General features: G+C 67.7%; 24 protein-coding genes and 2 pseudogenes. 7 read left to right on the top strand and 19 right to left on the bottom strand.

From position 1 onward, the window contains the following. Positions 1-126: 126 nt before the first annotated feature. Together ACU6P3_RS23830 and ACU6P3_RS23825 are read right to left on the bottom strand one after the other, a co-directional pair. The gene (locus tag ACU6P3_RS23830) at positions 127-330 is read right to left on the bottom strand and encodes a DUF397 domain-containing protein (RefSeq protein WP_447194038.1); all 204 of its coding nucleotides are present in this window, start codon (positions 328-330) and stop codon (positions 127-129) included. Continuing rightward, positions 327-1199: a helix-turn-helix domain-containing protein gene (locus ACU6P3_RS23825; RefSeq protein WP_447194037.1), complete on the bottom strand. Its 873-nt coding sequence runs from the start codon at positions 1197-1199 to the stop codon at positions 327-329. The genes ACU6P3_RS23830 and ACU6P3_RS23825 overlap by 4 nt, the downstream gene beginning before the upstream one ends. A gap of 189 nt (positions 1200-1388) precedes the next feature. Here ACU6P3_RS23825 and ACU6P3_RS23820 point away from each other — a divergent pair, with 189 nt between their 5' ends. After that, a complete protein-coding gene (locus ACU6P3_RS23820; protein ID WP_447194036.1) occupies positions 1389-2018 on the top strand; it encodes an ATP-binding protein in 630 nt (209 codons plus the stop codon). A 343-nt stretch (positions 2019-2361) separates the two neighbouring features. Here ACU6P3_RS23820 and ACU6P3_RS23815 read toward each other — a convergent pair whose 3' ends face one another. Further along, positions 2362-3804: a S1 family peptidase gene (locus ACU6P3_RS23815; protein WP_447194035.1), complete on the bottom strand. Its 1443-nt coding sequence runs from the start codon at positions 3802-3804 to the stop codon at positions 2362-2364. A 412-nt stretch (positions 3805-4216) separates the two neighbouring features. Continuing rightward, complete coding sequence (locus tag ACU6P3_RS23810; RefSeq protein ID WP_447194034.1) at positions 4217-4819, bottom strand: MarR family winged helix-turn-helix transcriptional regulator; 603 nt, start codon at positions 4817-4819, stop codon at positions 4217-4219. Between the two features lie 51 nt (positions 4820-4870). Between ACU6P3_RS23810 and ACU6P3_RS23805 the strand changes: the two genes are divergently transcribed. Continuing rightward, positions 4871-5014, top strand: a complete 144-nt coding sequence (locus ACU6P3_RS23805) for a hypothetical protein (protein ID WP_447194033.1) — start codon at positions 4871-4873, stop codon at positions 5012-5014. Between the two features lie 33 nt (positions 5015-5047). Here the strand turns inward: ACU6P3_RS23805 and ACU6P3_RS23800 are convergent, their stop codons facing one another. From ACU6P3_RS23800 to ACU6P3_RS23770, 7 genes are all read right to left on the bottom strand, one after another. Beyond that, complete coding sequence (locus ACU6P3_RS23800) at positions 5048-5713, bottom strand: TetR/AcrR family transcriptional regulator (RefSeq protein ID WP_447198038.1); 666 nt, start codon at positions 5711-5713, stop codon at positions 5048-5050. 220 nt (positions 5714-5933) lie between these two features. Beyond that, positions 5934-6701, bottom strand: coding sequence for an SDR family NAD(P)-dependent oxidoreductase (locus tag ACU6P3_RS23795; protein ID WP_447194032.1), 768 nt, complete (start codon positions 6699-6701; stop codon positions 5934-5936). Between the two features lie 137 nt (positions 6702-6838). Further along, positions 6839-8455 (bottom strand): hypothetical protein, encoded by a 1617-nt coding sequence (locus tag ACU6P3_RS23790; protein WP_447198037.1) that lies wholly within the window; start codon positions 8453-8455, stop codon positions 6839-6841. A gap of 44 nt (positions 8456-8499) precedes the next feature. Then, entirely contained in the window at positions 8500-10482 is a 1983-nt protein-coding gene (locus ACU6P3_RS23785; RefSeq protein ID WP_447194031.1) for a flavin-containing monooxygenase, read from the bottom strand. Between the two features lie 642 nt (positions 10483-11124). After that, positions 11125-11748, bottom strand: coding sequence for a TetR/AcrR family transcriptional regulator (locus ACU6P3_RS23780; protein WP_447194030.1), 624 nt, complete (start codon positions 11746-11748; stop codon positions 11125-11127). A gap of 196 nt (positions 11749-11944) precedes the next feature. Further along, the gene (locus tag ACU6P3_RS23775; RefSeq protein WP_447194029.1) at positions 11945-12358 is read right to left on the bottom strand and encodes a DNA-binding protein; all 414 of its coding nucleotides are present in this window, start codon (positions 12356-12358) and stop codon (positions 11945-11947) included. Further along, a complete protein-coding gene (locus ACU6P3_RS23770) occupies positions 12355-12564 on the bottom strand; it encodes a hypothetical protein (protein WP_447194028.1) in 210 nt (69 codons plus the stop codon). The genes ACU6P3_RS23775 and ACU6P3_RS23770 overlap by 4 nt, the downstream gene beginning before the upstream one ends. A 252-nt stretch (positions 12565-12816) precedes the next feature. Here ACU6P3_RS23770 and ACU6P3_RS23765 point away from each other — a divergent pair, with 252 nt between their 5' ends. Continuing rightward, positions 12817-14241, top strand: a complete 1425-nt coding sequence (locus ACU6P3_RS23765; protein ID WP_447194027.1) for a hypothetical protein — start codon at positions 12817-12819, stop codon at positions 14239-14241. Positions 14242-14268: 27 nt separating this feature from the next. Further along, entirely contained in the window at positions 14269-16371 is a 2103-nt protein-coding gene (locus ACU6P3_RS23760) for an AIPR family protein (RefSeq protein WP_447194026.1), read from the top strand. Positions 16372-16388: 17 nt separating this feature from the next. Here ACU6P3_RS23760 and ACU6P3_RS23755 read toward each other — a convergent pair. From ACU6P3_RS23755 to ACU6P3_RS23745, 3 genes and pseudogenes are all read right to left on the bottom strand, one after another. Next, positions 16389-17918, bottom strand: a pseudogene (locus tag ACU6P3_RS23755) (protein kinase domain-containing protein). Between the two features lie 82 nt (positions 17919-18000). After that, entirely contained in the window at positions 18001-18192 is a 192-nt protein-coding gene (locus ACU6P3_RS23750; RefSeq protein ID WP_447194025.1) for a hypothetical protein, read from the bottom strand. A 9-nt stretch (positions 18193-18201) separates the two neighbouring features. Continuing rightward, positions 18202-19053, bottom strand: coding sequence for a helix-turn-helix domain-containing protein (locus ACU6P3_RS23745; protein ID WP_447194024.1), 852 nt, complete (start codon positions 19051-19053; stop codon positions 18202-18204). Positions 19054-19310: 257 nt separating this feature from the next. On the opposite strand from ACU6P3_RS23745, the gene ACU6P3_RS23740 reads away from it, so the two are divergent. Next, the gene (locus tag ACU6P3_RS23740; protein ID WP_447194023.1) at positions 19311-19724 is read left to right on the top strand and encodes an ATP-binding protein; all 414 of its coding nucleotides are present in this window, start codon (positions 19311-19313) and stop codon (positions 19722-19724) included. Between the two features lie 50 nt (positions 19725-19774). Here ACU6P3_RS23740 and ACU6P3_RS23735 read toward each other — a convergent pair. Further along, positions 19775-20518: pseudogene (locus ACU6P3_RS23735) on the bottom strand (type I restriction endonuclease subunit R); the annotation flags it as partial. Between the two features lie 127 nt (positions 20519-20645). On the opposite strand from ACU6P3_RS23735, the gene ACU6P3_RS23730 reads away from it, so the two are divergent. After that, positions 20646-20975, top strand: coding sequence for a hypothetical protein (locus ACU6P3_RS23730; protein ID WP_447194022.1), 330 nt, complete (start codon positions 20646-20648; stop codon positions 20973-20975). Between the two features lie 159 nt (positions 20976-21134). Further along, positions 21135-21458, top strand: a complete 324-nt coding sequence (locus ACU6P3_RS23725) for a hypothetical protein (RefSeq protein WP_447194021.1) — start codon at positions 21135-21137, stop codon at positions 21456-21458. A 183-nt stretch (positions 21459-21641) separates the two neighbouring features. Here ACU6P3_RS23725 and ACU6P3_RS23720 read toward each other — a convergent pair whose 3' ends face one another. The 4 genes from ACU6P3_RS23720 to ACU6P3_RS23705 are packed head-to-tail and all read right to left on the bottom strand — an operon-like array spanning position 21642 to position 26908. After that, entirely contained in the window at positions 21642-21815 is a 174-nt protein-coding gene (locus tag ACU6P3_RS23720; RefSeq protein WP_447194020.1) for a hypothetical protein, read from the bottom strand. Beyond that, positions 21790-24906 (bottom strand): type I restriction endonuclease subunit R, encoded by a 3117-nt coding sequence (locus ACU6P3_RS23715; RefSeq protein WP_447194019.1) that lies wholly within the window; start codon positions 24904-24906, stop codon positions 21790-21792. The genes ACU6P3_RS23720 and ACU6P3_RS23715 overlap by 26 nt, the downstream gene beginning before the upstream one ends. Next, positions 24903-26138, bottom strand: a complete 1236-nt coding sequence (locus tag ACU6P3_RS23710) for a restriction endonuclease subunit S (RefSeq protein ID WP_447194018.1) — start codon at positions 26136-26138, stop codon at positions 24903-24905. The genes ACU6P3_RS23715 and ACU6P3_RS23710 overlap by 4 nt, the downstream gene beginning before the upstream one ends. Further along, positions 26135-26908 carry a hypothetical protein gene (locus ACU6P3_RS23705; RefSeq protein ID WP_447194017.1) on the bottom strand — a complete coding sequence of 258 codons (774 nt, stop codon included), beginning with the start codon at positions 26906-26908 and terminating at the stop codon, positions 26135-26137. The genes ACU6P3_RS23710 and ACU6P3_RS23705 overlap by 4 nt, the downstream gene beginning before the upstream one ends. Positions 26909-26920: the final 12 nt, after the last annotated feature.

The following is a 26920-nucleotide window of genomic DNA, read 5'->3' as shown; positions in this document are numbered from 1 at the left end:
GGACGGACGTGCGCGAGCGCACCGAACACGGGGGACGCCGGCCGGTTCATCAGGTCCGCCCGGATGAACCGGCCGTGCCCGGCGGGCCCCATCCACCGGCCGCGTCGTGTCGTGTACGGGCCCGGCTCAGCGCAGCCGCGCGACGAACGCGCGCCAGGCGGGGCGGCCGAAACCGATGACGGGCCCGGCGGGACGCTTGCTGTCGCGGACGGGAACGAGACCGGGAACGCCGTCGGCGACCTCGACGCAGTCGCCCTGTCCACCGCTGTAGCTACTCGGGCGCCATTTCACGCCGTGCACGCCGGCCGATATGTGGGCTCCGTGGCTCATGGCTGGTACTCCTTGGCAGCGCGACGGATCAGTGCCAGCGATTCCGTCGGCGGCAGCGCTGTCGTACGCGCATCGTCGAAGAGCGCCCGGTAGCGGGCCACTTCCTCCTCACGCTCCAACCACACGTTGCCGGTCGGAGTCTCCGACAGCACGAGGTCCAGCGATGCCACCTGCGGAAAACTGAGCAGCAGGTATGGACCGAACATACCCGAGTGCGCACCGCGCGAGAACGGCAGAACCTGGAGGGTGACGTTGGGCTCCTCCGCCATGGCGACCATGTGTTCCAACTGTGCTCGCATCACGTCGGCCCCACCCACCTCCTGGCGAAGAACCCCCTCTGCGAGAACAGCCCAGAACTCCATGGGCGATTCACCGACAAGGCGCTTCTGCCGTGTCAGTCGCACCTCGACAAACTGATCGATCTCTTCAGGCGTCTCCCAGGCACGTGAGGCGACAGTCACCGCGCGACCGTATTCCTCGGTCTGCAGCAGCCCTGGCACCAGTTGCACCTGATACGTACGAATGCTGTCGCAGATCGCCTCCATCGCGATCTGATCGCGATAGGCCTCGCCGAGCACAGCCCCGTACTGGTGCCACCAGCCCTCCCGCCGACGTCGGTTGGCCCTTTGCGCGAGAGCACTCAGACGTTCACGCGCCTCCGGTTCCTCAACCCCGTACGCCTGGATGAGGGCGGTCAGATCAGGGGTGCGCACCGGCACATGGCCATTCTCCATGCGACTGATCTTGCCCTTGGTGCAGTCGAGAACTTCGGCAGCCGCAGCGGTGGAGAGGCCCGCGTTCTCGCGGAAGCGGCGGAGTTCGTCGCCGAGTTGGCGGCCCAGAACGGTGGACGGCTTGATGGATGGCATACGTCACTCCCTATCAGGACCTCGCCGCGCATTGCCGCCACCTTTCACGAACGAGTGAATTAAGCACTGAAAACTCCAGTCAACGTTGCACGAGTACGCGCATCGCGGGCACGCTGCTGCCCGGCGAGCGGCGAACCACCGCCGCCACAGTGGAACTTGACCGGCCGCTACCGAGCCCCAGGGGGCGCCATGGCAACGCAGTCCGATCCGAGTGACGTCGTCTTTCGCGTCGCACGACGCCGTAGCAGCGTCCGCAGGGCCCGAAACCTCCTGCACGCCGTCGCCGGCGACTGGAGCATCGGACAGGAGACACTGGCCGAGGCCGAGTTGGTGCTCTCGGAGCTGGTGACGAACGCCTTACGCGTGCCGGTGCCGGGCGATCGGCTGGTGGAGGTACGGATCGCCCGGCTCCCCGAGGACGGGGTCCTGCGGCTGGAGGTCGGCGACGCGGGCGGCGGCAAGCCCGAGGTCCGCACACCCTCCGAGGACGAGACGGGCGGACGCGGGCTGCTGCTGGTGGACGCACTGGCCCACCGCTGGGGATACGAGCCGCGACCGAGCGGCATCGGAAAGACGGTCTGGGCCGAACTCAAGGCGCCGGACATCACGCAAGAGCCGGAGGGGACGGAGGTCGCGGCGATCGCGGTCCGGGCGGGGCAGCGCGTGCGGGTCTGGGGCGAGTGGCACACCGTTCGCGGCCTGCATGCCGAACAGCACGCCGCCGACAGCGAGGCCCACGTCGTACTCCACCTGGACGACGGGCCGGGCCTTCGGGTCTCCGCAGATTCGCCATTGACCGTACAGAACAGCGGGCGGTGACCCGCGAGATCGGCGGAACCGGTCAGCACTGCGCCGTCACCGACCCGCGCAGAAGCGGACCGGCCGGGGATGCCTTCGGGGGCGTGTCCATTTCTCCGACGATTTCGGCGCGCTGCCCGACGATCTCGCCGACGCCTTCGAGGCAGCTGATGAAACCGCGTACGAGCGGAGCGTCGCCGACTGAGGCACAACGCTGCCACCTCCTTGTCCTGCTGCCGCCCGTCCTGCCGGCGAACGACGAAGACCTCCGTGTGCCGGAGTCGTGGGACTCCCGCACACGGAGGTCTTCGCCCGTCATCGGTGTGCTGATGCCACTCGGTGGGCGTGGGTGGTGCCCGCCGGGTCAGAAACCGTTGTTGGAGGCGCTGCCGTTGCCGCTTCCGTTGCCCGCGTCGCCGACTCCGTTGCCGCTGTCGTTGCCCGCGGCGCCGCCGTTGTTGCCCGCGGCGCCGCCGTTGTTGCCGACGGCTCCCTCACCGTTGTCGCCCTGGCCCTGCCCCTGGCCCTGGTCGCCGATGCCGGCGTTCGCTCCCGCGTCACCCTGGCCCTGCCCCTGGTCACCCGCGCCCGCGCCGCCGTTCAGGCCCTCGTCGCCGGCACCGGCGTTGGCGCCCTCGTCGCCCGCGCCCGCGTTCGCGCCCTCGTCACCGGCGCCGCCCTCACCGGCGCCGCCGCCCGCGTCGCCCGCGCCGATCTGGGCGCCGACCGCCGCCAGGGCCGTCGTCACCGGCTGGAAGAAGGTCTCCCCGCCGACCGTGCAGTCGCCGCTGCCGCCCGACGTCAGGCCGACGGCGCCGCCGTCCGCCGTGAAGAGGGGACCGCCGCTGTCGCCCGGCTCGGCGCAGACGTCGGTCTGGATGAGGCCGGTGACCGTGCCCTCCGCGTAGTTGACGGTGGCGTCGAGGCCCGTGACCGTACCGTCGTTCAGGCCGGTCGTGCTGCCCATGCGGATGACGTCCTGGCCGACCTGCGCCTCGACCGCCGCGTTGATGTCCACGACCTGGTCGCCGGTGTTCACCGTGGACGTGGCCTCGGTCGCGGCGTCGTCGTACGTGGCGAGCGCGAAGTCACCCTCGCCAGGGAAGGTCGCGGCCTGGATCGTGGCCACCGGCTCCCCGTCCTGGGCGTCCGACCATGCCTCGGTGGCGACACCGCAGTGGCCCGCCGTGATGAAGCCGGGGGCGCCGTCCTGCGTGGTGACGTTGAAGCCGAGGGAGCAGCGCGCGCCGCCGCCGAAGATCGCGTCGCCGCCCTCGGCGAACGTCGTGAACTCGCCCTGCGACCGCTTGACCCGGGCCACGTCCTGGCCCAGCGACTGGACGGTGGACTCCAGCTTCGTCCAGTTCTCGTCGGTGACCGTACGGTCCGCCGTGACCTGGATCTGATTGGTCTTCGGGTCGACGGACCAGGCGGTGCCGGGAATGGTCGCCTGCTGCTTCAGCGTCTGCGATGCGGACTTCAGCTGCGCCGTACTGTTCTTGACGTTTCTGACGACGGCGCCGGCCTCCTGTGCCCGGAGTTCGATCTTGTTGTTGTCCCCGACGACATTGATGACGAGTTGCTGCTTGTCCTTGTCGTAATACGAGCCCGCGAAAGCCTCGCCCAATTGCGAGGCGAGCTGCGAGGCGAGGTCACTCGCGGATGCGGCACTCAAAGCCTTCGGCGACGTGTCCGGCGCGTCCTGGGAGGCGTTGGCGTTGGGCAGCAGAATCGCAGCCGCCGCGATGGCCGCGGCGCCACCGCCGGCGAAAACGAGCTTCCGCTTGGGTATGCGTTTGTGGCTCAACTCAAGACCTCCTGTGGGGGACGAAAGTCCGCTCGCCGGCAGCAGACGAAGAATGCTTCGGGTATTCATACGGAGCCGAACCACGGTGTGTTCAAACGGAGTTCCAAGAAATCGTCCCCCGCCCGGTTTCCGGCGCCCCGCAGCGGCGTAACGGCCGGTGGGCGGGCCCGCGGAGGGCGTGCGGGGCGCGCACCCGGCCCCCACCTCACCCGCACGTCCCGTCGGTGGCATCACCCCGACCGACGTCGCCCACTACCTGTCGAGCACCCGGGGCGGCCGTACCGAGACGTCGGAACCGAGCCGTAGCGCACCGGGGACCCGGACCGGTCCGCGGCCGGGGACCGGCGCCCGGCCGCGGACCGGCGCCTCAAGCGCCGGAAACGCGCCCCTGCCGGTGACCGATCACGGCCTCTTACGGCCTCATCCTCGGCTCACTGCCTGACGGCCCGGGTCCTCGCGCCGGTCCGGGCACCGACCCCGGTGCCGCCCCCGGTCCCGGTTCCGGTTCCGTCCGGGCGGAGAGCCGGGTGTCGCCATTTCTCTCGGAGTGCGTGACGAAGTCGTCGACCAGCCGGTGGAAGAGCCCGGCGAGCTGCCGCAGGTCCTGGGCCGACCAGTCCGCCAGGGCCATCTCCATCCCCCGGCGGCTCGCCTCCCGAACGCGGTCGACCGCGGCCAGCCCCGCTTCGGTGAGCCGTACGCGCTGCGCGCGGCGGTCGTCCGGGTCCGGGACGCGGGTCACGTAGCCGCCGATCTCCAGCTGCCGCAGTTGCCGGGTGACATGGGACGCTTCCACGGACAACCGGGCCGCCAGCTCCCCGGGGCGCAGCGGCTCGGCCTCGGCGACGTTCCGCAGGATCGCCACGGCGGCCCTGTCGAACGCCAGCCCGGCCGTGGCCATCAGACGCTCGTGCTGCCGGGCCCGGCCCGCGAGGTACGAGACGCGGGAGAGGGCCCGCTCGATGTCGCTCACGGCCGCGGGAACGGGTTCTGCTGCGGGTGACGGTGTGGGCATGCGACCACCATATCCGCAACTTGCCTAAGTCAAGCAAATCGGGATGCGGTCGTGTGCGTCCGGCAGGCCCCGGCGCCGCCGTCCCGGGTACGCCGCCGGACCCCCACGCTACGGCCGGCCGTCGACATCGCGGACCTGGAGTTCGACCACACCGGGACCGCCTACGGGGTCAAGTCCCTCCCCGTGTCCTGGTGACCACCGGACGTCACCCGTCGGCCCGGACGGCGATCACTCCTCACGCGTGACCGGCGCCTGCCACAGCGCGACGATCACATCGATGAGTCCGGTGGCGGTGTCCCGCCAGGTCGCGCGGGAGGTCGGGGTGCCGTCTGCGAGGGCGCGTTCCCGTTCGACGGCCATCTGGGAGATCAGGTGACGTGTCATGGTGCCGCGCTCGGCGTACACCTCGGCGGGCAGGTCGGGCAGTTGCTCGTGCAGGCACCGGTTCAGCCCCTCCTGCATCATCCGCATCGACGGGCCGGCGTCCGCGGATTCCTCGGACGCGATCGCGCGGAGTGCGGGGTCGGCCGTGACCTGGGTGATGAACCGGGCGTACCAGCTGGGCCGGCCGAGAGCCTCCAGGTGCTCCGTGACGGGGCGGACCGCGCAGGCCACCCAGTCCCGCAGCTCGGTGGAGTCGCCGATCTCGGCCAGCAGCCGCGCCCTGATGTCCTCCATCCCCACGGCGTGCTTGCGGACGATCGCGCGCACCAGGTCGACCTTGGTCCCGAAGTGGTAGGTGACGGCGGCGTTGTTGCCCTGCCCCGCCGCCTCGCTGATCTGGCGGTTGGCCACCGCGTACACACCGCGCTCGGCGAACAGCCGCTCGGCCGCGGTCAGCAGCGCCTCCCGCGTCGCGTTGACCTGCTCGTCCCGTCTCGTCCTGCCTGCCATCATCGCCACCACCTCGGGACATCGCGCTCCTCCGCGACGGCCGGGTCCCACAGGCCACCGCAGCCCCCGGCCGAGTCGGCGAGGTCGAACGACGGAAGCGTACGCAACGACCCGCCGCACATGCGCGACGCCCCGTCGAGGCCGCTGCCGTCCGTCCCGCGCGCGCCACTCGGCCTTCCGGCCCGCGCCCCGGGCGTCCGCCGGCCGGCGGCCCCGTCCGTCAGACGGCGGCCCAGGCGTCGTCGACCGGGAGGACGGCGCCGTTGACGAAGGAGGCGGCGTCGGAGGCCAGGAAGACGATGGCGGCGGCCTGCTCCTCCGCCGTACCCATCCGGCCGATGTTGGCGCCGATGAACCGGCCCACGACGGCGGGGCCGTGGGCGTCCTGGCCCGTGTCCACCTGGATGTTGGTCGCGGTGGGACCGGGAGCGATGGCGTTGGCGCGGATGCCCTGCCCCCGGTACATCACGGCGAGGTTCTTCACCAGGCCCACGACGGCGTGCTTGGAAGCGGTGTAGGCGGCGCCCGCCGCGCTGCCGCGCAGGGCGGCCTCGGACGCGGTGAAGACGATCGAGCCCCGCCCCGCGGCCTGCATGTGCGGCAGGACCGCGCGGGTGAGCAGGAACGGCGCCGTCAGATTGATCCGGATCACCCGCTCCCACTCGGCGTCGTCGGTCTCGCCGAGCGCGGACATCCGGTCCATGATCCCGGCGTTGTTGACCAGGACGTCCACGCCGCCGAAGGCGTCGACGGCCCGCTCGACGACCTCGGCCACGACCTGCTGTTCGCTCAGGTCCCCGACCACGGACAGGGCGACGCCCCCGGCGGCCTCGATCTCCTTGACCGCCGCCTCGGCTCCCGTCCGGTCGAGGTCCGCCACCAGGACCCTCGCGCCTTCCCTCGCGAGTTTCAGGGCGGCGGCCCTGCCTATGCCCGATGCCGCGCCGGTGACGACGACGCCCCGGCCCTCAAGACCCGTGCTGTTCATGTGACGCTCCTTGTGTCTGATGTCTGGGGTGTACGTCGGTCATCCGTGCCGGAGCGTGGCTGTCCGGGCTGTTCGGGCTGTTCGGGCTGTCGGGGCTGTCGCTCGAGTTGCCGGAGGGCGGTGGGGCCGGCCCCCGCTCACGCCTCCACCTGCCAGACGCTGCCCTCGCCGTTGCCGGAGACGAGCAGGGAACCGTCCGGGGCGAGCGCGAGTCCGGCGAACGGGAGGGGCGGGTCGGGGACGACGAGGACCGAACCGGCCCCGGCACGCACAGTCCCGGCACGCCCGTCCCCGGCACTCCGGGACCCGGGCGGCGGACCGACCGGCAGGCCCTCGGCGACGATCCGGCTCTCCCCCGTGGTCAGCGAGATCGCCCGCAGCCGCCGGTGTCCGACCTCCACCGTGCACAGTTCGTCGTCACGGACGACCAGGCCCTGCGGGGCGTCCAGCCCCTCGGCCACGACGACCGCCTCGCCGCCGTCGAGCCGCAGCACCGCGCCGAGCCGGTCGTCGCTCACGTAGCAGCGCCCCTCGGTGTCGAAGGCCACGTCCACCGGATGGTCGAGCCCGTCGGCGAGCACGGTGACGGTGTCGCTCCCGTCGATGGCCACGACCCGGCCGGCGCCCGCCTCGGCGACGACGAGCGAGCCGTCCGGCCCGACCGTGATGCCCATGGGCTGTTCCAGCCCCGACGACCGTTCCCGCGTGGTCCCCCGGTCGGGGTCGTAGGTGTGGACGTCGCCGTACTGCGACGTGACGTGCACGAGCCCGTCCGCGTGGGCGACGCCGTGCGCGAAGGGCCGCAGGTTGCGCGAGGTGACGCCGCCCTCCTCGCTCGCCGCGGAGACGGTGACCGGCTCGCCCTCGTCGGTCGGCGCCGGGCTCGCCAGCCGGTAGTGGTCGGCCGCGTACACCGTGCCGCCGAGGTCGACCGTCAGGCCGAAGGGCCCGTCGAGGCCGCGGGGCACGATCTCGCGGGTGCGGCCGTCGGCGTGCAGTTCGGTGATGCCACCGCTGGCGTAGCTGGAGACGAACATGCGGTTCTCCGCGTCGAACGCCGCGTTGTCCAGCCCCACCAGGCCGCTGGTGACCAGCGTCCGGGAGCCGGTGCCGTGCAGGTCGATACGGGTCACGATGCCTTCCACGCCCCGTGACAGGACGTGCAGGACACCGCCCTGGTCGAAGCGGACCGCGACCGGTTCGTGCACGTCCTCGGCGACCACCTCGGGCACTCCGCCGTCCGGGGGGATCCGCCAGACCTGGCCGGTCATCATGTGCGGGTAGTACAGGTGGCCGTCCGGGCCGAGCTGCATCGCGTTGCCGAGCGCGAGCCCTTCGGTGAGCACCTTCGGGTCGCCGCCGTCGGGGAAGAGTTCCATGAGCCGGCCGCCCGGCCGCATCTCGTTGACGAACAGCCGGTCGCCGACGCAGGTGATCCCGTTGGGCATGATCACCTGGTCCGAGACGAGGCTGTAGTCGCCCCGCGGCGTACGGCGCCACACCCGGCCGGGGGCCAGGTCCGCGATGTACATCGAGCCGTCCGCGCCGAAGGCGAGGTCGTCCGGCGACGCGACCGGGCCGTCCATGGGCACGATCACCTCGACGTCCCCCGTGGCGGGGTCGACCGCGCTGATCCGCCCGGCGAGGAACTCCGCGACGTAGAGCCGGCTGTCGGGGCCGAACGCGACTCCGTTCGAACCCCACAGCCGGTTGGGCGGGTTGAGCCGCCTGGCCTTCCCGGGGGCGGTGGCCACGGGCCGGCTCCCGGCCGCGTCGAACCGGCTGGGATACGTGGCGTTCACGCGTCCTCCCCCTCCTTCGCCTTCGCCGCGACGGCGGTCCCGGGCGCCCCGGACAACCCGGACGACCCGGCCGCCTCCGCTGCCGCGGACGTCCCCGCCGTCACCAGCACGTCGCTCATGCCGCCGTTCGCGCGCCAGTCCCTGAGCAGTTCGTGGAAGGCGACCGGCCCGTCGGCGTACCTCTCGTTGCTCTCCCGGGGCTTGCCCTCGTTGTTGTAGTAGCCGGGGGTGCACTCGGCGTGGAACGCGTACAGGTCGGGCGCGTTCTCCCGGAGCGCGGCCACCCAGTCCTCCTGGGACTCGGGGGTCGGTTCGACGTACCGGGCCCGGTGCTCCCGCGCCCCGGCGACGACCTCGGCGACGTGGGTGGCCTGTTCGTCCAGGACGTGCACGAAGTTCACGGAGGCCGCGTTCTGGAGCGGGCCCAGCAGGAAGAGGTTGGGGAAGCCGTGGCTGTAGAAGCCGTGCAGCGTCTTCGGGCCGTACCGCCAGGAGCCCAGCAGGTTCTCGCCGCCCCGCCCGTACACCGGCAGCCCGCCGGACAGCACGCCCGAGACGCCCGTCTCGAAGCCGGTCGCGAAGATGACGCAGTCGACCTCGTACTCGGTGCCGCCGACCACGACGGCGTTCTCGGTCATGCGCTCGACACCGTGGGTGTCGGCCGTGTCGACCAGAGTGACGTTGGGGCGGTTGAAGGTCTGGAGGTAGTGGTCGCTGAACGTGGGCCGCTTGCACATGTAGCGGTACCAGGGCTTGAGCTTCTCGGCCGTCTCCGGGTCCTCGACGACGCTCTCCACGCGCGCGCGGATCTCGTTCATCTTCTGGAAGTCGACGATCTCGTAGGCGCGTTCGCGTTCCTCGGCCGGGATGTGCTCGTACGCGTTGGTCGGGATCATCTTCTCCTGGAGCCGGGCACTGCTGGTCCAGCCGTCGTTCACCAGGTCCTCGTCCGTCCGCACGCCGGTGACGACCTTGAGGAAGTTCTCCATGCGGTGCCGCTGCCACCCCGGCCGGAGCGACGCGGCCCACTCCGGGTCGGTGGGCCGGTTGTCCCGTACGTCGACGGAGGAGGGCGTGCGCTGGAACACGTACAGGTGCTGGGCGTCCCGGCCGAGGTGGGGCACGACCTGGATGGCGGTGGCGCCGGTGCCGATGAGGGCCACCCGCTTGCCGGCGAGCCCCGTCAGGCCGCCGTCCGCGTCACCGCCGGTGTAGGCGTAGTCCCAGCGGCTGGTGTGGAACGTGTGCCCCTTGAAGGTCTCGATCCCCGGGATGCCGGGGAGCTTGACCTGGCTGAGCGTTCCGGTGGAGACGACCACGTAGCGCGCCCGTATCCGGTCGCCCCGGTCGGTGGAGACGATCCACTCCGACGCATCCTCGTCCCAGCGCAGTTCGGTCGCGGCGGTCTGGAAGCAGGCGTCGTCGTAGAGGCCGAAGTGCCGGCCGATCGCCCGCGCGTGCTGGCGGATCTCCTCGCCCGGCGCGTACCGCCACTTCGGGACGTAGCCCACTTCCTCCAGCAGCGGCATGTAGATGTACGACTCGATGTCGCAGTGGATGCCCGGGTAGCGGTTCCAGTACCAGGTGCCGCCGAAGTCCGCGCCCTTGTCGATCACGCGGATCGACGTCACGCCCGCCTGGCGCAGCCGGGCGCCCGCGAGCAGGCCGCCGAATCCGCCGCCGATGACCAGCGCCTCCACCCGGTCGTGCAGGGGCTCGCGGGTGAACTCGGGGTCGGCGTACGGGTCGTCGGCGTAGTAGCCGAACTCGCCGCCCTCGCCCCGGTACTGGGCGTTGCCGTCGGGGCGGATCCGGCGGTCGCGCTCGGCGCGGTAGCGGGCGCGCAGGGCTTCGGGGTCGAAGCCGAGGTCCTGAGCGAGGTCCTGGGCGAGGTCCTGCGGATCGGTGGCGCCGGGGGTGGTGCTGGAGGGCTGGCTGGAGGGACTGGAGGGCTGGGGGGCGGACTGGGGGGCGGGCATCACGTGGGTCCTCTTCCTGACCGGTTCCCGTCCGGATCCCGCCGGACGGTCGCCTGGCTTTCTTGGGGGGGGGGCTGCCCGAGGGACCGGGGTCGCCCCGGGCTCGTGCCGGGCTCGCGCCCGGGGTCGTCCCGGGGGCCTCCTCGGGGTCTTCGTGAGGTCTGCGTCAGGTCTTCGCAGGAAGGGGGCGTTCCCCGGGCGCCGGGCCCACTCTCCGACGGCGCGGCGGCGGCCTCGCGGCGAGCCCGCCCCGAGGCGACCCTTCCGGATTTAAAATCTATCACTTAAAAAATTTACGGGCCAGCCCGTCCGGCGAGCCGCGCTGTCAACGAGGACGAGGGCGAGGACGAGGGCTGACGAGGACTTCTCGCCGGACGCGCACACGCACGCGGAGGAGGCCCGGAGGAGGCCCGAAGGAAGGCGCCGGAGGAAGCCCGGAGGATGCCCGGAGGGGCCTACCGCCCCGCCTCCTGGGTCCGCTCGACGGCCGGCCGGCCCGCCCGCGGCGTCCGGGTCCCGCGCGGAGCGGCTGCCGCGGGTGAGAATTCCGTGCCGTCCGTTGCCCACAACGCACACCCCGACACAAAAGAGGCCCGCGGGGAACGGCCTACGCCTCCCCCACGGGCCGTCCCCCGCGCACAGTCACTCGGCCGGCTTCGCCTCCGGCTCGGCGTCGGCCGGAGGCACCAGCAGCAGCGCGAAGGTCTCGGCGATCGCGGCGATGTCCACCGTGGGGTCGTGCATCCACTGGAGCTGGAGTCCGTCCATCACCGCGATGATCACCCTGGACAGGTGGTCGGCGGGCGCGTCGGCCCGGATCCCGCCGACCCGCTGCTGCACCGCCGCGCCCTCCTCGGCCTCGGACGCCAGGCGCCGGTAGCGCTCGGCGAAGTAGGCGTGCGCGGGGCTCTCCGGGTCGGTGGCCGCCGCCGAGAGCGTGACGTACAGCTTGGCGACCCCGGGATGGTCGGTGGTCAGGCTCGCACTGGCCGCCAGGGCCCTGACCAGGCCCTCCCCCTCCCCGGCCGCACTGGCCAGGGCCTTGCCCACGACGTCCCGCCGCTCCAGAACCGCGACGAGCAGTTCGTCACGCGTGGGGAAGTAGTACGTCAGAGCCGGCTGCGTCACCCCGACCCGGGCCGCGATGTCCTGAAGGGACGCGCGCTCCCCGTGCTCGTCCACGGCCTCATAGGCAGCCTGGAGGATCTGCTCGCGCCGCTCCGCGCTCTTGCGGTACGGGCCCCGGGGCTTTCGCTGACTGCTCACCCGTAAGACCGTACGTCACCTGGCCGAACACGACCCCGCGCTCGTACCGGCCCAGACCGCCTCCCCGGCCCGTCCATCTCACCCGCCCCGACCGCCTCCCCCGGCCCGTTCGCCGGACGCACGTCCCAAGTACCCGAGCGGTGACGAGCGTCCGACGGCCCGCGGGGCACCACACACCCCTCGTAGTGACTCGCCGTCAGATCTTGACGACGGTGACGCGTCCGCCGCACAGCGCGGTGAGATCCTCGGGATCCGAGGTGAGGATCGTGACCGGCCCGGGGGCGGCGAGGGCGGTGGCTCCGAGCACGGCGCCGATGGCGTACTTGGGACCGTGCGTCCCTTTGTCGGCGAGGAGCACGGCGGCGTGACGGGCCACGGCCTCGGTGACCGGTTCGACGACGAGGCGGGAGAGCGTCCACTCCAGGGCCGGGCGGTTGACGCGCGGGTGAACCACTTCCACGAGGGTCGCCGCGGAGGTGATGACGCGCAGGTCGTCGGCGCGGGCCAGGGCGAGCCAGCCGGTGACCGTACGGTCGCGCAGGACGGCCTTGGCCAGCCCTTCGCTGTCGAGGACGAGGGTGCCGCCGGGCATGGCGGTGGAGCGGGTCACGCGGCGTTCGCCCCGCCCGCCGTCCCCCCGCGCCGCGCCTGGTGGAGCTGGTCACGCAGGGCCTGGACTTCCTCGTCCGTGACGGGGCCGTGTTCCGCCTCGGCAACCTGGATGAGCTCGTTGAGGTTGTCCCGTTCGATCTGGCGGGCTACGGCGAAAGCGTCGACGAGTCGGCCGCGGAAGGCGTTCGAGGCCCGATGGAACACCCTGCACGGCATACGGACGGTGTTCGCCGTCGCCGCCTTCGCCCTCGTGGCCGTGTCCGCCGTCCGGTGAGCCGGCTCGCCTGTCGAGGACCGCGTCCGAAAGCGCGTCGAGGGGTGACCGGCTCGACGACCTTGCGGGACAATGTCGATCCCATGGTTGGCCGTTTCAGGTGGGGGAAGCGACCGGCGCGCAGCTTGACGTAAGCCGGCGGAAGCGGTGAGAGCCGGGGCGCGTGAGCCAGAGGTTGGAGCTTGCGCGCTACCATCCCCGGTGCCTGGCTCGGTATGGTGGCAGGCGATTTGGGGGAGTGGATGGCATTCGCACAACCAAGGCGGGGGGATTTCCCGTCTTCGGCGCGGTCGCCACGGCTGGCGATTCTGCGCCCTGACCATGGCTTCCTTCGTCTGCTCGGTGGTGACCTCACCAAGGAGAGGTCCTACTCCCAACCCTGCCGTGACTGGCCCGAGGTCAAGTCGCACCTCGCGATCCTGCTTGCTCCTGCCGACCAGCAGGGTGACGAAGGTGCCCGGGAGCAACCGGAGCGGATCTGGGGGCTGGGCATCGTGCGTCCTGCTCGCGAGACCGACCGGGACCGGAAGGTCGTCGTCACCCGCGTACGGAGGCTCCGAGACCTGGTGCCGTTCTCGGGCCTCTGGCGCGCCGACGGCGAGCGGGACGGCGCACTCGCCAGGTCGTTACCGGAAAGCGGTCCTGTCACCGTCGGCGCGGACGTCGTGTTCGCCAAACTGCGGCGCATCTCCCCTGATGTCGAGAGGGAAGTCCAGAGGCTGCTGCCGTTGCTCGACGACGGCGAGGGCTGGAGCGACCGGGAACTCCGCTGGCGCGATGAGCGTGACGCTCTGCTGCTCTTCGCCAAGATGGCCGGGTTGACTCCGAATGACTTCGCGTCGGTACGGGGCTGGGACGGGAAAGCCGCCCGGGCAAGCTTCCTCAGCGGCCTCACCGGGACCGCGGTTCAGCCGATGTTCGACGACATCCGAGGCCAGGCGGCGGAGAGGTTCAAGGGGGTCGGTGAGACCGTCGTCCAGGCGTTCGCGAACGGCAAAGGCCGCCAACGCTACGACTTCGAGGCCACGTCGATAACCGATCGGTGGGTGGTCGACGGCGGGGAGGGCTCCCTCGACGCCTACTACTACCACGTCGCCACCCGGACGCTCGTCGTACTGCGCTACCTGAGTCCTGGCCCGAACGGGCTCTTGTCGTCCGACGCCCGGCACAGTCTGGACGATTTCCTCGGCCGTGTTCACCGCCTACCGAGACCCGCCCCACGCAGCGCCGACGATTACGGCTTGCTGAACGACCCTCTCTTTCTCCGCGTTCACGAACAGGTGCCCTTCACCGCCACTCTGCACCGGACGAGCGCCGGCGCGATCTACCCCTACGAACAGATCGCGGCAGCGGTCTCGACCGGCACAGCGCGTGGTCTCCCAGGCCTTTCCACCGACGTGCTCACTCGCCACCTGGTGCCGACCGACTTCGCCCGCTTGGTGCGCGACGGCTGGTTCGGTGCGCGCGACGTGTCCTTCGAAGTGGCCTTGGACTGGGTGGAGGCCACTGTCGAAACGGTCGGTGTCGCTTTGATGGTCGTCGACTTCAGCGGTCGGCCGCGTGGCAACGGCTCAGGGATCGGGATGCGGGCTCAGGGCATCACATGACACCACCAGTGGGAAGGCAAACCATTCATGGCCACCTCGGGGGCGGACACACCTCGCCAGGTCACGCAGGTGCGCGAGCAGCTGCACGAGACATTCGACGGGGTGATAGACGACAGCGACATCGCCCACTTCCGCGGGGGCAACTACGAACAGCGCTTTCTCTCCCGCGCTCTCGCGGCACTCGCGGTACGGCGCCTGGCCAAGTGCAGTGTGGCTGAGGCGGCCCGGTTCGTCACGGACGGCATCGCTGACCAGGGATTGGACGCCATCGCCCCCCTCCCGGAGAGCGGACAGGCCTTGCTCGTCCAGGCGAAGTGGAGCGACAAGGGCACGGCGACCTTCGACGTGGACGCCGCCAAGGCGATGGTGGACGGCCTCAACCGGATCGAGAACGAGCTGTACGACCAGTTCAACCAGCGGGCCGGCGCCCTCGCCCTGGAGGCCAGGCCGTTCATCGTCAACGAGAGAGCCACTCTGGTCATCGCGCTGATGGGCACTGTGGAGCCGTCTCCGCCCGCACGCGAGGTTCTCGACAACGCTCTCGACGAGTTCAACAAGCACGGCGCCCGCATGCGCGTCAAGGTGCTGTACGCCGCAGACTTCCATGACCAGATCCATGCGGATCTTCGGCCGGATCCGATCTGTCTGGCCGTACGCCTTGACGACTGGTATCAGCAGAAGGGACCACTTGAGGCCTATCAGGGCACGGTCTCCGCCGAGAGCGTCGCCGGGTGGTACGAGAAGCACGGTACCGGTCTGTTCGAGCAGAATCTCCGGGCCCCGCTCGGCACCACCGTCACCAATGCGGAGATCGGTCAGACCCTTACGTCCGATCCCACGAAATTCTGGCACCTGAACAACGGCATCACCATGATCTGCAACTCGCTCACGGCGAAGCACGACAGTGCCAAGGCACCGCAGAGCAGGCCGACCACCCTCACCGTCGCCGGGGCGAGCATCGTGAACGGCGCTCAGACGGTACGGGCTGTCGCCAGGGCCATGCACGACGATGGTGAGGCTGCGGCCAACGCCACCCTGAGCATCAAGGTCATCAACACGCATGAGGACCGGGAATTCGGCGTCCAGGTCTCGCAGGCGGCGAACCGGCAGAACGCCATCGAGCAGCGCGATCACGTGGCGCTGGAACCCGTGCACCAGGCGATCAAGGCCAACCTGCGCGCCGAACTGCGCAAGCAGTACGTGATCAAGCGGGGTGAGCCGGTCGCGCCCGAGACCGGTTGTTCACTGGACGAACTCGCTCTCGCACTCGCGTGCCTGCACCCGGATGCGGAACAGGCCGCCAGGGCCGCCAGTTCCACGGAGAACCTCTGGGAGCAGGGCCCCACGGGCAGCCACACCCTGCTGTTCAAACGCGAGCCCTCGCCACAGAAGGTGTGGCGCTCGGTGCTCACGCTGCGCGCGGCACGGAGCGCGGTCTACGAACTGGGCAGTGGGCAGAACAGCCGCGAGGCGGCGACCGCGGAGCACGGTGGCTTTCTCGTCACCCACCTGCTCTTCCAGCATCTCGATGCCACGAGCATCGATGACCCCGACTTCGACTGGGACAGCGAGGTCCTGGAGAAGATCCCTGCCCTCGTACCGGACCTGGTGCGTCGGCTGACCCACCAGATCGTCACTCGTTACGGGCCGCGACCTCAGATCAGGACCGCCTTCCAGACCGCACAGACATGCCGGGAGCTCGCGAACCGTGTCCTCGGCGACCTGACCGATGGCGTCGCCGTTCCCGAACCTCCCGTGAAGGAGCGCAAGCCGCGTCGCCCGAACACCGTGCCGCTCCTGGTCGACCGCCGTGTCATCAAGAACGGAGCACCCCTTCAGTACGTGGCTCTCAACGAGCCTGAGCGTGACGCCATGGAAGAGTGGCTTGTCGGAGACGAAAGGCGACGCCAGGCGACCTGGGTCAATCACAGGACCAAGCCGATTCTGTGGGCGTACGACGAGCAGCAGTACTCGCCGTCCGGGCTGGTGTTGAAGATGTGGGCGGATGCCGAATGGGTCGATCGGCCGGTGGCCAACCAGGGGACAGCCCGCTGGTTCCTCGCGGATGGCCGCAGTCTGTGGGATCTGGCACAGCGCATCCACAGCGAAGAGGCCGAGGACGAGGTCTGACGGTACCGGTGGGGCCGTCAGTAGGAGCCTGACCCCTCCGGGCCGCGCAGCCGGGCGAGGAGGTCGGCGATCTCGCGGGTCTCCTCGTCGTCCTCGCCGAAGAGGACGCACATGTCTTCGTGGAGGGCGTCGAGGACGCCCTCGGCCTCGGTGCGGCGGCCCTCGGAGAAGAAGAGGACGCCGATGCTGCGGCGCAGGTCGCGCGCGGTCTCGGAGGCGTCTCCATCCGTGTCGGCCACGACCTCCAGGACTTCCTGGAACTCCCGCAGGGCGGCCGTGGCCTGGCCGAGGTTGGCCCGGCAGTGGGTAGCGTGCCGGCGGCACTCCAGTGCGCTGCCGCCGGCGGGTCCCGCCGTACGGGCGTATACGGCGGCCAGCGCGTCGAACTCCGGTAAGGCACGCCGGAAGTCCTTGCCGGCCATGAGGACCGCCGCGCGCTGCCGTCGAAGGCCGAGCACTCGGGAGTTGTGCGCGCCGAGGGCGGTGGCCGCCGTGGCGATCACCGCCTTGAGAACGTCCTCGGCCTGGGCGAACCGCCCCCTCTCCGCGAGGTCCGCGGACCTGGCGCCGTGGTCCGCCGCAGGGGCGCGTTCGGCTGCCGGTAGATCACCGTCGGGTCGGGAGCCACGGAAGAGGAGTCACCGTCGGGGAAGACTACGGGGACAGCCGCTGAACCCGGTTGCGGCAGATGGGGCGACAGGCGCTCGTACACCACGTACGCGTCGGCCGGACGCTGCTCGGGCGCCTTGGCCAGCAGGTCCAGGGTCAGCGACTCCAGGTCCTCCGGCACCTCGGGACGCAGGGTGCGGAGCGGCTTCGGCGACACGTTCATGTGCGGTGCAGGAGCTGGTACTCGTTGTCGCCGCTGAAGACCGGTTCACCTGCGAGAAGCTCGTGCAGCACGCAACCGAGCGCGTAGAGGTCGCTCAGCGGTGTGATCTGCGCGCAGTCGATCTGCTCGGGCGGCATGTAACGGCTGGTACCGATCCGGCTGCCGGTGGCCGTGAGCCGGGTGACGTCCGTGCGCAGCAGCTTCGCGATGCCGAAATCCAGCACCTTGACCGTGCCGTCGGCGGCGATCAGGACATTGTCCGGCTTCAGGTCGCGGTGCACGACCGGGATGGCGTGGGCGTACGACAGGACCGTGCAGACCTGCGCGGCGATCGACGCGGCCCAGCTCACCGGGAGCCCCACCGCCGCTCCGTCCTCGGTACCCGTGAGCACCCGGCGCAGAGGGACCCCGCGCACGTACTCCATCACCAGGTACAGCCGGTCGTACGACGCCTCGTCCAGCACCGCGTCGAACACCTGCGGCACTCCGTGGGGTGGCCGATGCGTGCGGTGACCCGCGCCTCGCGCTCGAAGCGGCGGGTCAACTCCCCCGCCTGCGCGGGCGATGCGACGACGTCGGGCCGAATGAGCTTGACCGCGATCTCCCGGTCGAGGACGGCGTCGTACCCGCGCCAGACCGTGCCCATGCCGCCGGACTCGATCTCCTCGATCAGCTCATAGCGGCCCTGCTCGCCGATTCTCCGTGCCTGCGCCACGCGTCGCGCCCCCGTCGTCCGGATGCCACGTCAGTCGATCGCTGTACACGGTACCCACTGGTGACAGCGCGCGCGGCAGGCACTACAGCAGGTGGTCGGCCTTGCCGGCCTTGATGTCGGTGATGAGGGTGCGCAGGGCTTCGAGGGAGTCGGTGAGGTAGTGGTCCTCCTGGCCGTTGACGGCTATGTAGGCGTTGCCGTCGGCGTCGGTGCCGAGGCGGAAGCAGTTGTTGCCTTCCGCGCAGTAGGGGGCTTCCCACGTGATGACAGGCATGAGGGTTCCTCAGAGTTCGCGGGCGACAGCGTGGATGAGCTCACGGGATTTTTCGGGGCTCAGAGAGTGCGCGTCCATCCAGTCGAGGTGGGCGCGGAATTTGGCGAGTTGCGCGTCGGCATGGAGGAACTCGGGGCCGTGCGTGGAATCCAACTGGACTGTGTCGAGCTGCGGCACGGGGCCTTCGGCATACAGGAGGGCGTGCCCCGCTCCCGGAAAGCCGTCGCAGCTGACGGGGATGATCCGCAGAGTGATGTTGTCGCGCTCTGACATGACCTGTAGGTGATCGAGTTGGGCCTGAGTGACCTTGCGCCCACCGAACCGCATACGGAGGGCCGCCTCGTGGATATACCCGATGTACGGAAGCGAGATCGGCTCATCCAGCACTTGCTGTCGATCCATCCGATGCTTCACGCGCAACTCGACCTCAAAACGGGACATGCGCGGTAGCCCGGAGTTGAACACCGCACGGGCGTACTCCTCGGTATGCAGAAGGCCGGGCAGGTGGACAATCTGCCCGGTGAGCAGGCGCTTGGCGTGCCACTCAAGCTCGGCGATGTCGAGCATTCCAGACGGCAAGGTGCCGCGGTACTGCTCCCACCAGCCGGATTCCGTTTCGTTGGCCATGGCCGCCAAGGCGTCGACGTAGATATGGTCGGAGCAGTCGTAGTTGCTGGCCAGCGTCCGCACTCGCTCCGGGCTCGTGATCCGAGTGCCTGCTTCCATGTTGGAGATCTTCGCGCGGTCCAGGCTCAGCAGGCCAGCCGCGTACTGCGTGCTCGCACCTGCCGCGACGCGGAGTTTGCGCAGTTCAGCGCCAAGTCGTTGTTGGCGTTCAGTGGGTGCACTTCGCATCGACATGCTGTCCTCTCTGCCCGGCCCCGTCAGTCTGCCGCGCTTCTCACCCTCGGTCCAAACTCTATCGTGGCAAATTGCCATCGAAGTTGTGGCGCCACGCCACAGAAAGCCGCTAGCGTTGGGTCACGCGCACGTTACACACCGCAATGCCGGAAGCGCACCGCGCGAGCATGCCCGCCTGCCCTGGACGGGTGCGCTCGCGGCCAGGGCGGTAGGCCACCGGCGACCTCGAACCCCTCACCACAGCAACGGAGTTCGCCATGCCCGAGATCCCCCTCGTACCCGTCCACTGGTGCTTCCCCGCCCACCCCACCTCCGTGCGACGGGCCCGGCACGCCGTCGCCGAATCGCTGCCACATGTCCTCCGCCCTCACCTCGGCGACGACCTCGGCCTGTTGACCTCCGAGCTGGTCACCAACGCCATCCGTCACGGTGTCTGCCGGGAGGACGAGGACCTGATCGAACTCGTCCTGTGGCCCGCAGACGGGCACTACTGGCTCGCTGTCTCCGACCCGGGTACGGGCAAGCCTGCACTGGCCCACCCGGACACCGACTCCGAGAGCGGCCGGGGCCTGATCCTCGTCGACAGCCTCGCCACCGCCTGGACCGTCCGCCCCCGCCCCGCGCGCGGAACGTCCGTGATCGCGGGACTCTCGCTCCATAAGGGAGGATGACCAGGCGGAACGGTGAGCCGGGCGGGGCGGGCACAGAAGGGCGGGGTCGGTCAGGCCGCCTCGTCGTCGATGTTCTCCTCCCGACGGATCATCCGCCAGGCCGCCTGGCGCGCACTCTGGTTGAGCGACTGCTTGAAGCTGTCGTCGTGGCTGAAGTACTGGCGTCCCATGTCGGCGATGGTGTCGATGTGCTCGGCCATCTTGTCCTCGAAGACCTCGTCGAAGACGAGCCCGAAGTTCTCCTCGTCGTTGACGGCGGCGGCGCGGACCTTCGGGTCCGCCTTCGCCTCGTCGAACGGCGTGAGCACGTCCTGTTCCGCGAAGTCGGTGCCGAACTTGTCGTTGAACTTCTCGATCAGCTCGGACAGCAGCGACTTCTCCTGCTCCTTGGCACCGCCCGTGCCTTCGCCGAAGCCGCGCAGCTCCGCCGCTCCCTCGGCGGTCAGCGCGAGGTCGTGCTCGCCTGTCTTCTGAATGCGCAGGTGGCTGAGGTCGACGTCCCCTATGTCCACGCCGCCGCCGTCTCCGCGTCGCGGCAGACGGTTGAGCAGGTGGCGGCCGTAGAGGTAGAGGCATTCGAGGTCGGCGTCGCGATAGGGCACGATCTGAGAGAGGAAGCCGTATTTCCGCACGTAGTCGTTGAGCTCTGCACGGAACTGCTCGGCGGCAGCGCCGGCTTCCTCGTCCGGGTCGCCGGCCTCGTCCTTGCGATCCAGCAACTCGGTGAACCGCCCGACGGCGGGGCCGAGATGCCGGTACAGCTCCGCGTGGAGCTTCCCCCAGCGAGCCGCCGCCCGCTGCGCGGAGCGGGCGGCGGATACCAATGGGCGCGGGCGGTACGAACGGGAGTGCCGGGGGCGTGCCTGATTGTTCACCTCGACCACACTCGCACTGTCGTCATACACGTATCACGATGGCTTCATGGCAAAGGCACGCATCACCATCAGCTTGGAGCAAGTCCAGGCCGAACGCATCAGGCAGCACGCGGAACGGGCAGGCATGGACGTCTCGGCATATCTGGCGCATGCCGCAACGCGCCAGATGGCCGAGAGCGATGCCATAGAGGAACAGTTCGCCGAGGTGGACACACTCATCGCCCGAGCGGAGCGAGCGGCGGATGGGCTGCCCGCTGAACCCGCCCCGGAACCGAGCACGGAACTGACGGAGCAGGAACGCCGCGAGGCCGAGGAGGCCCTGGGGCTCGTCCACGGCCGGGACCGGCAAGGCCGCCGTCCGGGACACGCCGCGTGAGCGCACGGGTGCCGGTCTACGACACCGGCATGCTCATCGCTCTCGCCGACCGCAAGGCGAAGGCGGTGGCTCTCCACGAAGGACTGCGCACGGTCCCGCACCGGGGCACTGGCGCTCGGACCGGTCCTCGCCCAGATATGGCGCCCCCAGCCGGCGCTGGTGTACACCCTGTTCGACGTCCTGAAGGACCGCACGGTCCCGCAGGCGCGTACGTCCGTGCCGCCCATGCGCGAGACGAAGGCGGGCCGCCCGGAGTTTCTGGCCTATGCGACGGGCCCGGACCTCGCGGACTGGCGGCGCATCGGCACCGCCCTGGGGTTCGCCGCCCTGCCGGCGAAGAAGCGACCGGACACGGTGGACGCCTGGGTGGAGCTCCGCCGGCAGGAGCAAAAAGGGGCACCAACACCAACGTGCGGGTGCCCGATCAAGGCACTCGGGGCGGACATACGCGGCAAACACCGCATGTCCATTCCCACACTGTGAGTGTCCCCGGCAGGATTCGAATCTGCGCACACGACTCCGGAGGCCGCTTCGGCCCCTGGCGTATGCACAGGTCAGCGCTCCCCCACAGCGCGATGGTTCGGAACTCGTCCACAAATAGTCCACGATTTCTGACTGCGGACGAGTTTGACGACAAGATCAGCTCTCAGCGGTCGTGTGTTGGGTCTACCGTTCGGTCGGCTGGCGACGGTTCTCTTCACAGCGCCTGAAGAGGTAGAAGCCAACGGTTTGACCCTTGATCGCGACGTTCTGGCCAGAGGACATGAACTTGTCGCGGCTCTGCTGCCCCTGCTCGACAAAGACGAAAGAGCCGTTACTGGTAGTCGTCTCCTCCAGCACCCAGCCCATAGAACCGCTCGAAGAACTGTGTCAATGTTTCGATCACACGCTTCTTCTTGTCGCTGTGGCCGCCATCGCGACTGAAACGAGAGACGGGGGGCAGGATCTTTGTAATCTCCGTACCAGTCGTACGGATCTGCCCGTCACGGAACGCGGCCGTGATGAACGCCCGGGTCTGCTCGGGCTTGAGTTTTTGCTCCTCGATGATCGCCGCGAGTTCAGCATCTCGCTTCGCCTCCACGTATGCCTGCCACTGTTCATCGACAGCGCCGTGCACAGACAGCGAGTTCACGAAGTGTTCAACAAGGTCGCGCTTGCTCCGCAGGCTCGGGCTAGCGTCGACCGCACGTGAGATCTGGGCACGAATCTCCTTGTCCTCACCGTCCCCACGCTCGGCCCGCATCTTCTCAACGAGCATCAAGAGGTAGTCGACGTTGATCTCGACCTGCTTGACCAGCTCGATCTCGAAGACGACATCCTCGTTTATGCGTTCCTTCTCCGTGGCGGTCTCCGCACGGAACTCGGCGTACAAGTTGAGGTAGACACTGCGGTAGTCCTGGTGCTGGCGATCTGTCAACAGGTCCTGGCCGGCGAAGTCGTCAAACTCGGTCAGGATGTTGTGCAGCCGCAGTACGGCACCGAAAAGGTTGATGAAGCCCTTCTGGGCCTGCTCCCCGATGATAGGGGTGCCAAGCGGGAAAGTCTGTAGCAGCTCGGTGACCTTCTCCACGTACTCGCTGTAGTACTCGCTGTAGGACGGCACGATGACGACGCCCTTGGCGTCCTTGTTCCCGAACAGCTCAAGCGCCGCGTTCGTCTCCTCTTCAAGGTCACGAAAGACGACGATATTCCCGTGGCGTTTGACGGAGTTGAGGATCCGATTGGTGCGCGAGTATGCCTGGATCAAACCATGCATCTTCAGATGCTTGTCGACGAACAGCGTGTTGAGCGTGGTCGCATCGAAGCCGGTGAGGAACATGTTCACCACGATGACCAAGTCGATCTCGCGATTCTTCATTCGCTGTGACAGGTCCCTGTAATAGTTCTGGAACTTGTCGGCGCCGGTGTCGTAGCTGGTGCCGAACATCGCGTTGTAGTCCCGGATCGCATCTTCCAGGAACGTGCGCGCGTCTCCGCTCAGGGCGTCAGTGTCAAACGCCTCGTCGTCAAGAATCCCGTCATCGGTGGCCTCGTTCGCGCCGTAGGAGAAGATGATGCCCACCTTCAGTCGCTGATCCGGGGTGAGCGCCTCCTGCTGATGCTTGAACTGCGAGTAATAGCGCTGCGCTGCCTCGATTGAGGCGGTGGCGAGCAGGGCGTTGAAGCCGCGGACTCGCTTCTTCTCACGAAGCGCCTCTACCTGACGTCTCGTCCGGGTCGATTCCGCTACATTGGCGACAACCGCGTGCTCATAGCTCGTCTGCCGCTTCGTCTTCTGATCGAAGTGCTCCAGGATGTACGTCGCGATGTCGCGGAGTCGGCGCACATCCAACAGAGCGCGCTCCCGGTCGATCGCCGAGACCTGCTTATCGTCTGGGTTGCCGACCTTGATCGTGTTGATGTAGTCGATTCGGAACGGCAGGACATTCCTGTCCGTGATCGCGTCTATGATCGTGTACGTGTGCAGCTTGTCGCCGAAAGCCTGCTCAGTGGTCTTCAACAGCGGGTTCCCGCCGCTCGAGGAGTTGACCGGGAAGATCGGGGTACCGGTGAAACCGAACAGGTTGTACCGCTTGAAGGCTCGCGTGATGTCGGTGTGCATGTCGCCGAACTGCGACCGGTGACACTCGTCGAAGATGATCACGGAGTGGCCCGAGAACACCTCGTGTCCCCGGTTCGCCTTGATGAACGTCGACAGCTTCTGGATCGTCGTGATGATGATGCTTGCATTCGGATCCTCCAGCTGCTTCTTCAAGATCGCCGTGGACGCGTTCGAGTTGGCGGCGCCTTTCTCGAAGCGGTCGTACTCGCGCATCGTCTGGTAGTCGAGGTCCTTGCGGTCGACGACGAACAACACTTTCGCGACATCGGGTAGCTTCGATGCCAGCTGCGCAGCCTTGAACGACGTCAGCGTCTTGCCCGACCCGGTCGTGTGCCAGACGTACCCGCCCGCCTCGACGGTGCCGAGCGTCCTGCGGTTCGTCGAGCACTCGATCTTCCGCAAGATCCGCTCCGTCGCCACGATCTGGTACGGCCGCATCACTAGCAGGTCACGGTCGGCTGTCAGCACGCAGTACTTCGTCAGCACGTTCAACAGCGAGTGCTTGGCGAAGAACGTCTTGACGAACGCGGTCAGCTCCGCGATCGGCTTGTTTCGCGCGTCCGCCCACCACGACGTGAACTCGAACGAGTTGCTTGACTTCTTGCCCTTGCCCGCGCCGGCAGCCTTCTGGTTATCCTTCAAGTGCTTCGAACGGGTGCTGTTGGAGTAGTACTTCGTCAGCGTGCCGTTGCTGATCACGAACAACTGCACATACTCGAACAACCCAGAGCCTGCCCAGAAGCTATCGCGCTGGTACCGGTTGATCTGGTTGAACGCCTCACGGATGTCCACCCCACGGCGCTTGAGCTCGACATGCACCATCGGTAGACCGTTGACTAGCACTGTCACGTCGTACCGGTTCGTGAAGCTCGCACCGCCCTCGCCCCGGTCAACCTCGTACTGGTTGATGACCTGCAGACGATTGTTGTGAACGTTCTTCTTGTCGATGAGAGTGATGTTCTTCGTCGAACCATCGTCACGCTTCAGAATCTGAACGTGGTCTTCCTGGACCCGCAACGTCTTCTCGACGATGCCCTCGTTCTGTCCGGCAATCCTGGTAGAGAAGAACGACTCCCACTCGGAATCCGAGAACGACACGTGGTTTAGCGCCTCAAGCTGCATCCGCAGGTTAGCGACAAGCTGCACCTCTGATGTGATCGGGAGGTACTCATATGCCTGCGACTCCAGCAGACGGATCATCTCCCGCTCAAGCGCCGCCTCCGATTGGTATGCCGCGGCTCCAGAGGCATCGGGGACGTACTCAGCAACGACGGTACTTTCAGCCGAGACGGCGATCGGGTCGTACTTGCGCGCCTGCGCTTCCCTCATGCCGCAGCCTCTTTGAACGAGAAAAGCCGATCACGGTAGTGCTGGTACTGCTTGCGGCGAAATGAGATCTCGGGAGATAGCTCGAGACTGATGTCCTTGACGAGGGCATCAAAATTGTCGAGCGTCTCAACGATCTCTTCCTGCACTGCCAAATTCGGGACTGGGATCCTGATATCGGCGAGCCCAGCCGCCGAGAGCCTCTTCACCTTAGCCCGAGACACATGGCGTTCCTTCTGGCGATGAAAATCCCTTGTCTGCACCGCATAAGCGACATACTTAGGATTCAACGGAGAGGTAAACACAAATGTGTCGTCGTGCGTCGCCACTGGTTCGTTTCCTAGCCACGCAACAGCTTTACCCACGTCTTCAACCGTCTCGCCAACGCCGGCGAATACTACGCTCCCAGGCTCTGCATACCGGAGTTGATCGCGAAGCTCAACACGGACCTGCCTAACGGCCTCATTAGTAGAGGTTTCGTATTCGGTATAAATCTCGCCGTAGTGGATACTTGGGATTCCAGAATCGACCACATCATTCTTGGTGAAACGACGTCCACGCACAAACGAACCAACGTCACCTAGGCGAAGATGCTCCGCCCCGACAGCCTCGCTCACCAGCTTATCTCGGTAGTACTGATACTGGCGGTGGCGCGCCTCCAGTTCCGCCTCCAATTCCGCCTCCAATTCCGCCTCCAGCTGACTGAAATGATCCAGCACTCCCGCGATCTCCCGCTGCACTTCAAGGGGTGCGACGGGAATTAGGATCTTCGAGAGCGAATCGCCGGAGATACGACGGACCTTCGCCCCAGAGATAAAGCGACGCTTCTGTTTCTGGAAAGACGTCGACTGGAAGAAGTACGAGACGTACTTCGGATCAAGTCCATGCCGAAAAATGTAAGCATCTCCGCTCAGCACGGCCTCCACCTTGCCAAGCCAAGCGGTTGCCTTGGCAACGGCGTCGTCGTCCTCGCTGGTTGTCGCGATCAAGAGGTCGCCCGGCTTCGCGTGGCGAAGCTTGGCTGCGATGACCTGGTCGGTAAATGACTTTGTCTCGGTGGCCCACACGCCATAGGAGGTGTGGATCTGGCCGTAGTGCACTGCGGGGACGCCCTCATCGCGCAGATCTGCTTTCTGCAACCCCTGCCCACGCATAAACTCGCCGATTTGGCCGAGCGCGCGGTATTCGACCCCGACGGAGGACAACTGCTGAGACATTTTACTGATACCACTCACGCGGCGCCTCCTCCTGTGATGTCACTAATATTCTCGACGTTCCAGCCTAGCTCTTCGATCGCTCGCGCGTATTCGTTGTCACGGCTTACCTCGTCAACAACGCCTAGGACCAGCTGGAGGCAGGGTTTGTATTTCTGGAGCGCTTCCTCTTCGCTTGACTCGCCATGGATAATTTCACTGAGCTCGCGAAATAGCTGGTAGCCGTCACTTGAGAAACGTCGCGGAATGATGTTGCGAACTTGATTCACCCTCTCCAACACTACGGAGAAGGGCTCATTTCGCCCGTTATCCTTCTTTGTCTCGATCTTGGCAATCTCGGCCACTTCAAACGTAACGAGCTCGAAAATCTTACGAAGATAGATGATCGACCCGGCACCGAGCTGATTCTCATACGCGAGCTGCGCTCGCTTGACCAGATCCGAGAATGGGCCACGATGGCTATCGACCCTGTCAGCGCGGTCACGAAGATTTTCCGTGTAGCGCTCGACACGCACTTCCGGCGCAACACTGGAAATATCGCTGTTGCTGCCGATCAGGAACCATATCTCCACGGATGACCGGCACTCGATGCACTGCAGTGTGGCGTCGATACTGATCTGATTGCCGCCAAGGCCCAAACATGACAGCTCATCTCCTGACATGAAGGTTCGCTGAGCGTCACAGTCACGGCAATGGAAATTCCGGTGGACTTTCCCTACCTTGATCCTCTTGTGCTTGCCCCACTTCAGTACGTGGCCGTCGAGAAATCCATCCACTTGCATGGTTGCCACAGCGGGAGCGTC

It is taken from the genome of Streptomyces hebeiensis (assembly GCF_052983195.1).
This window is presented reverse-complemented; position numbering and strand designations above follow the sequence as displayed.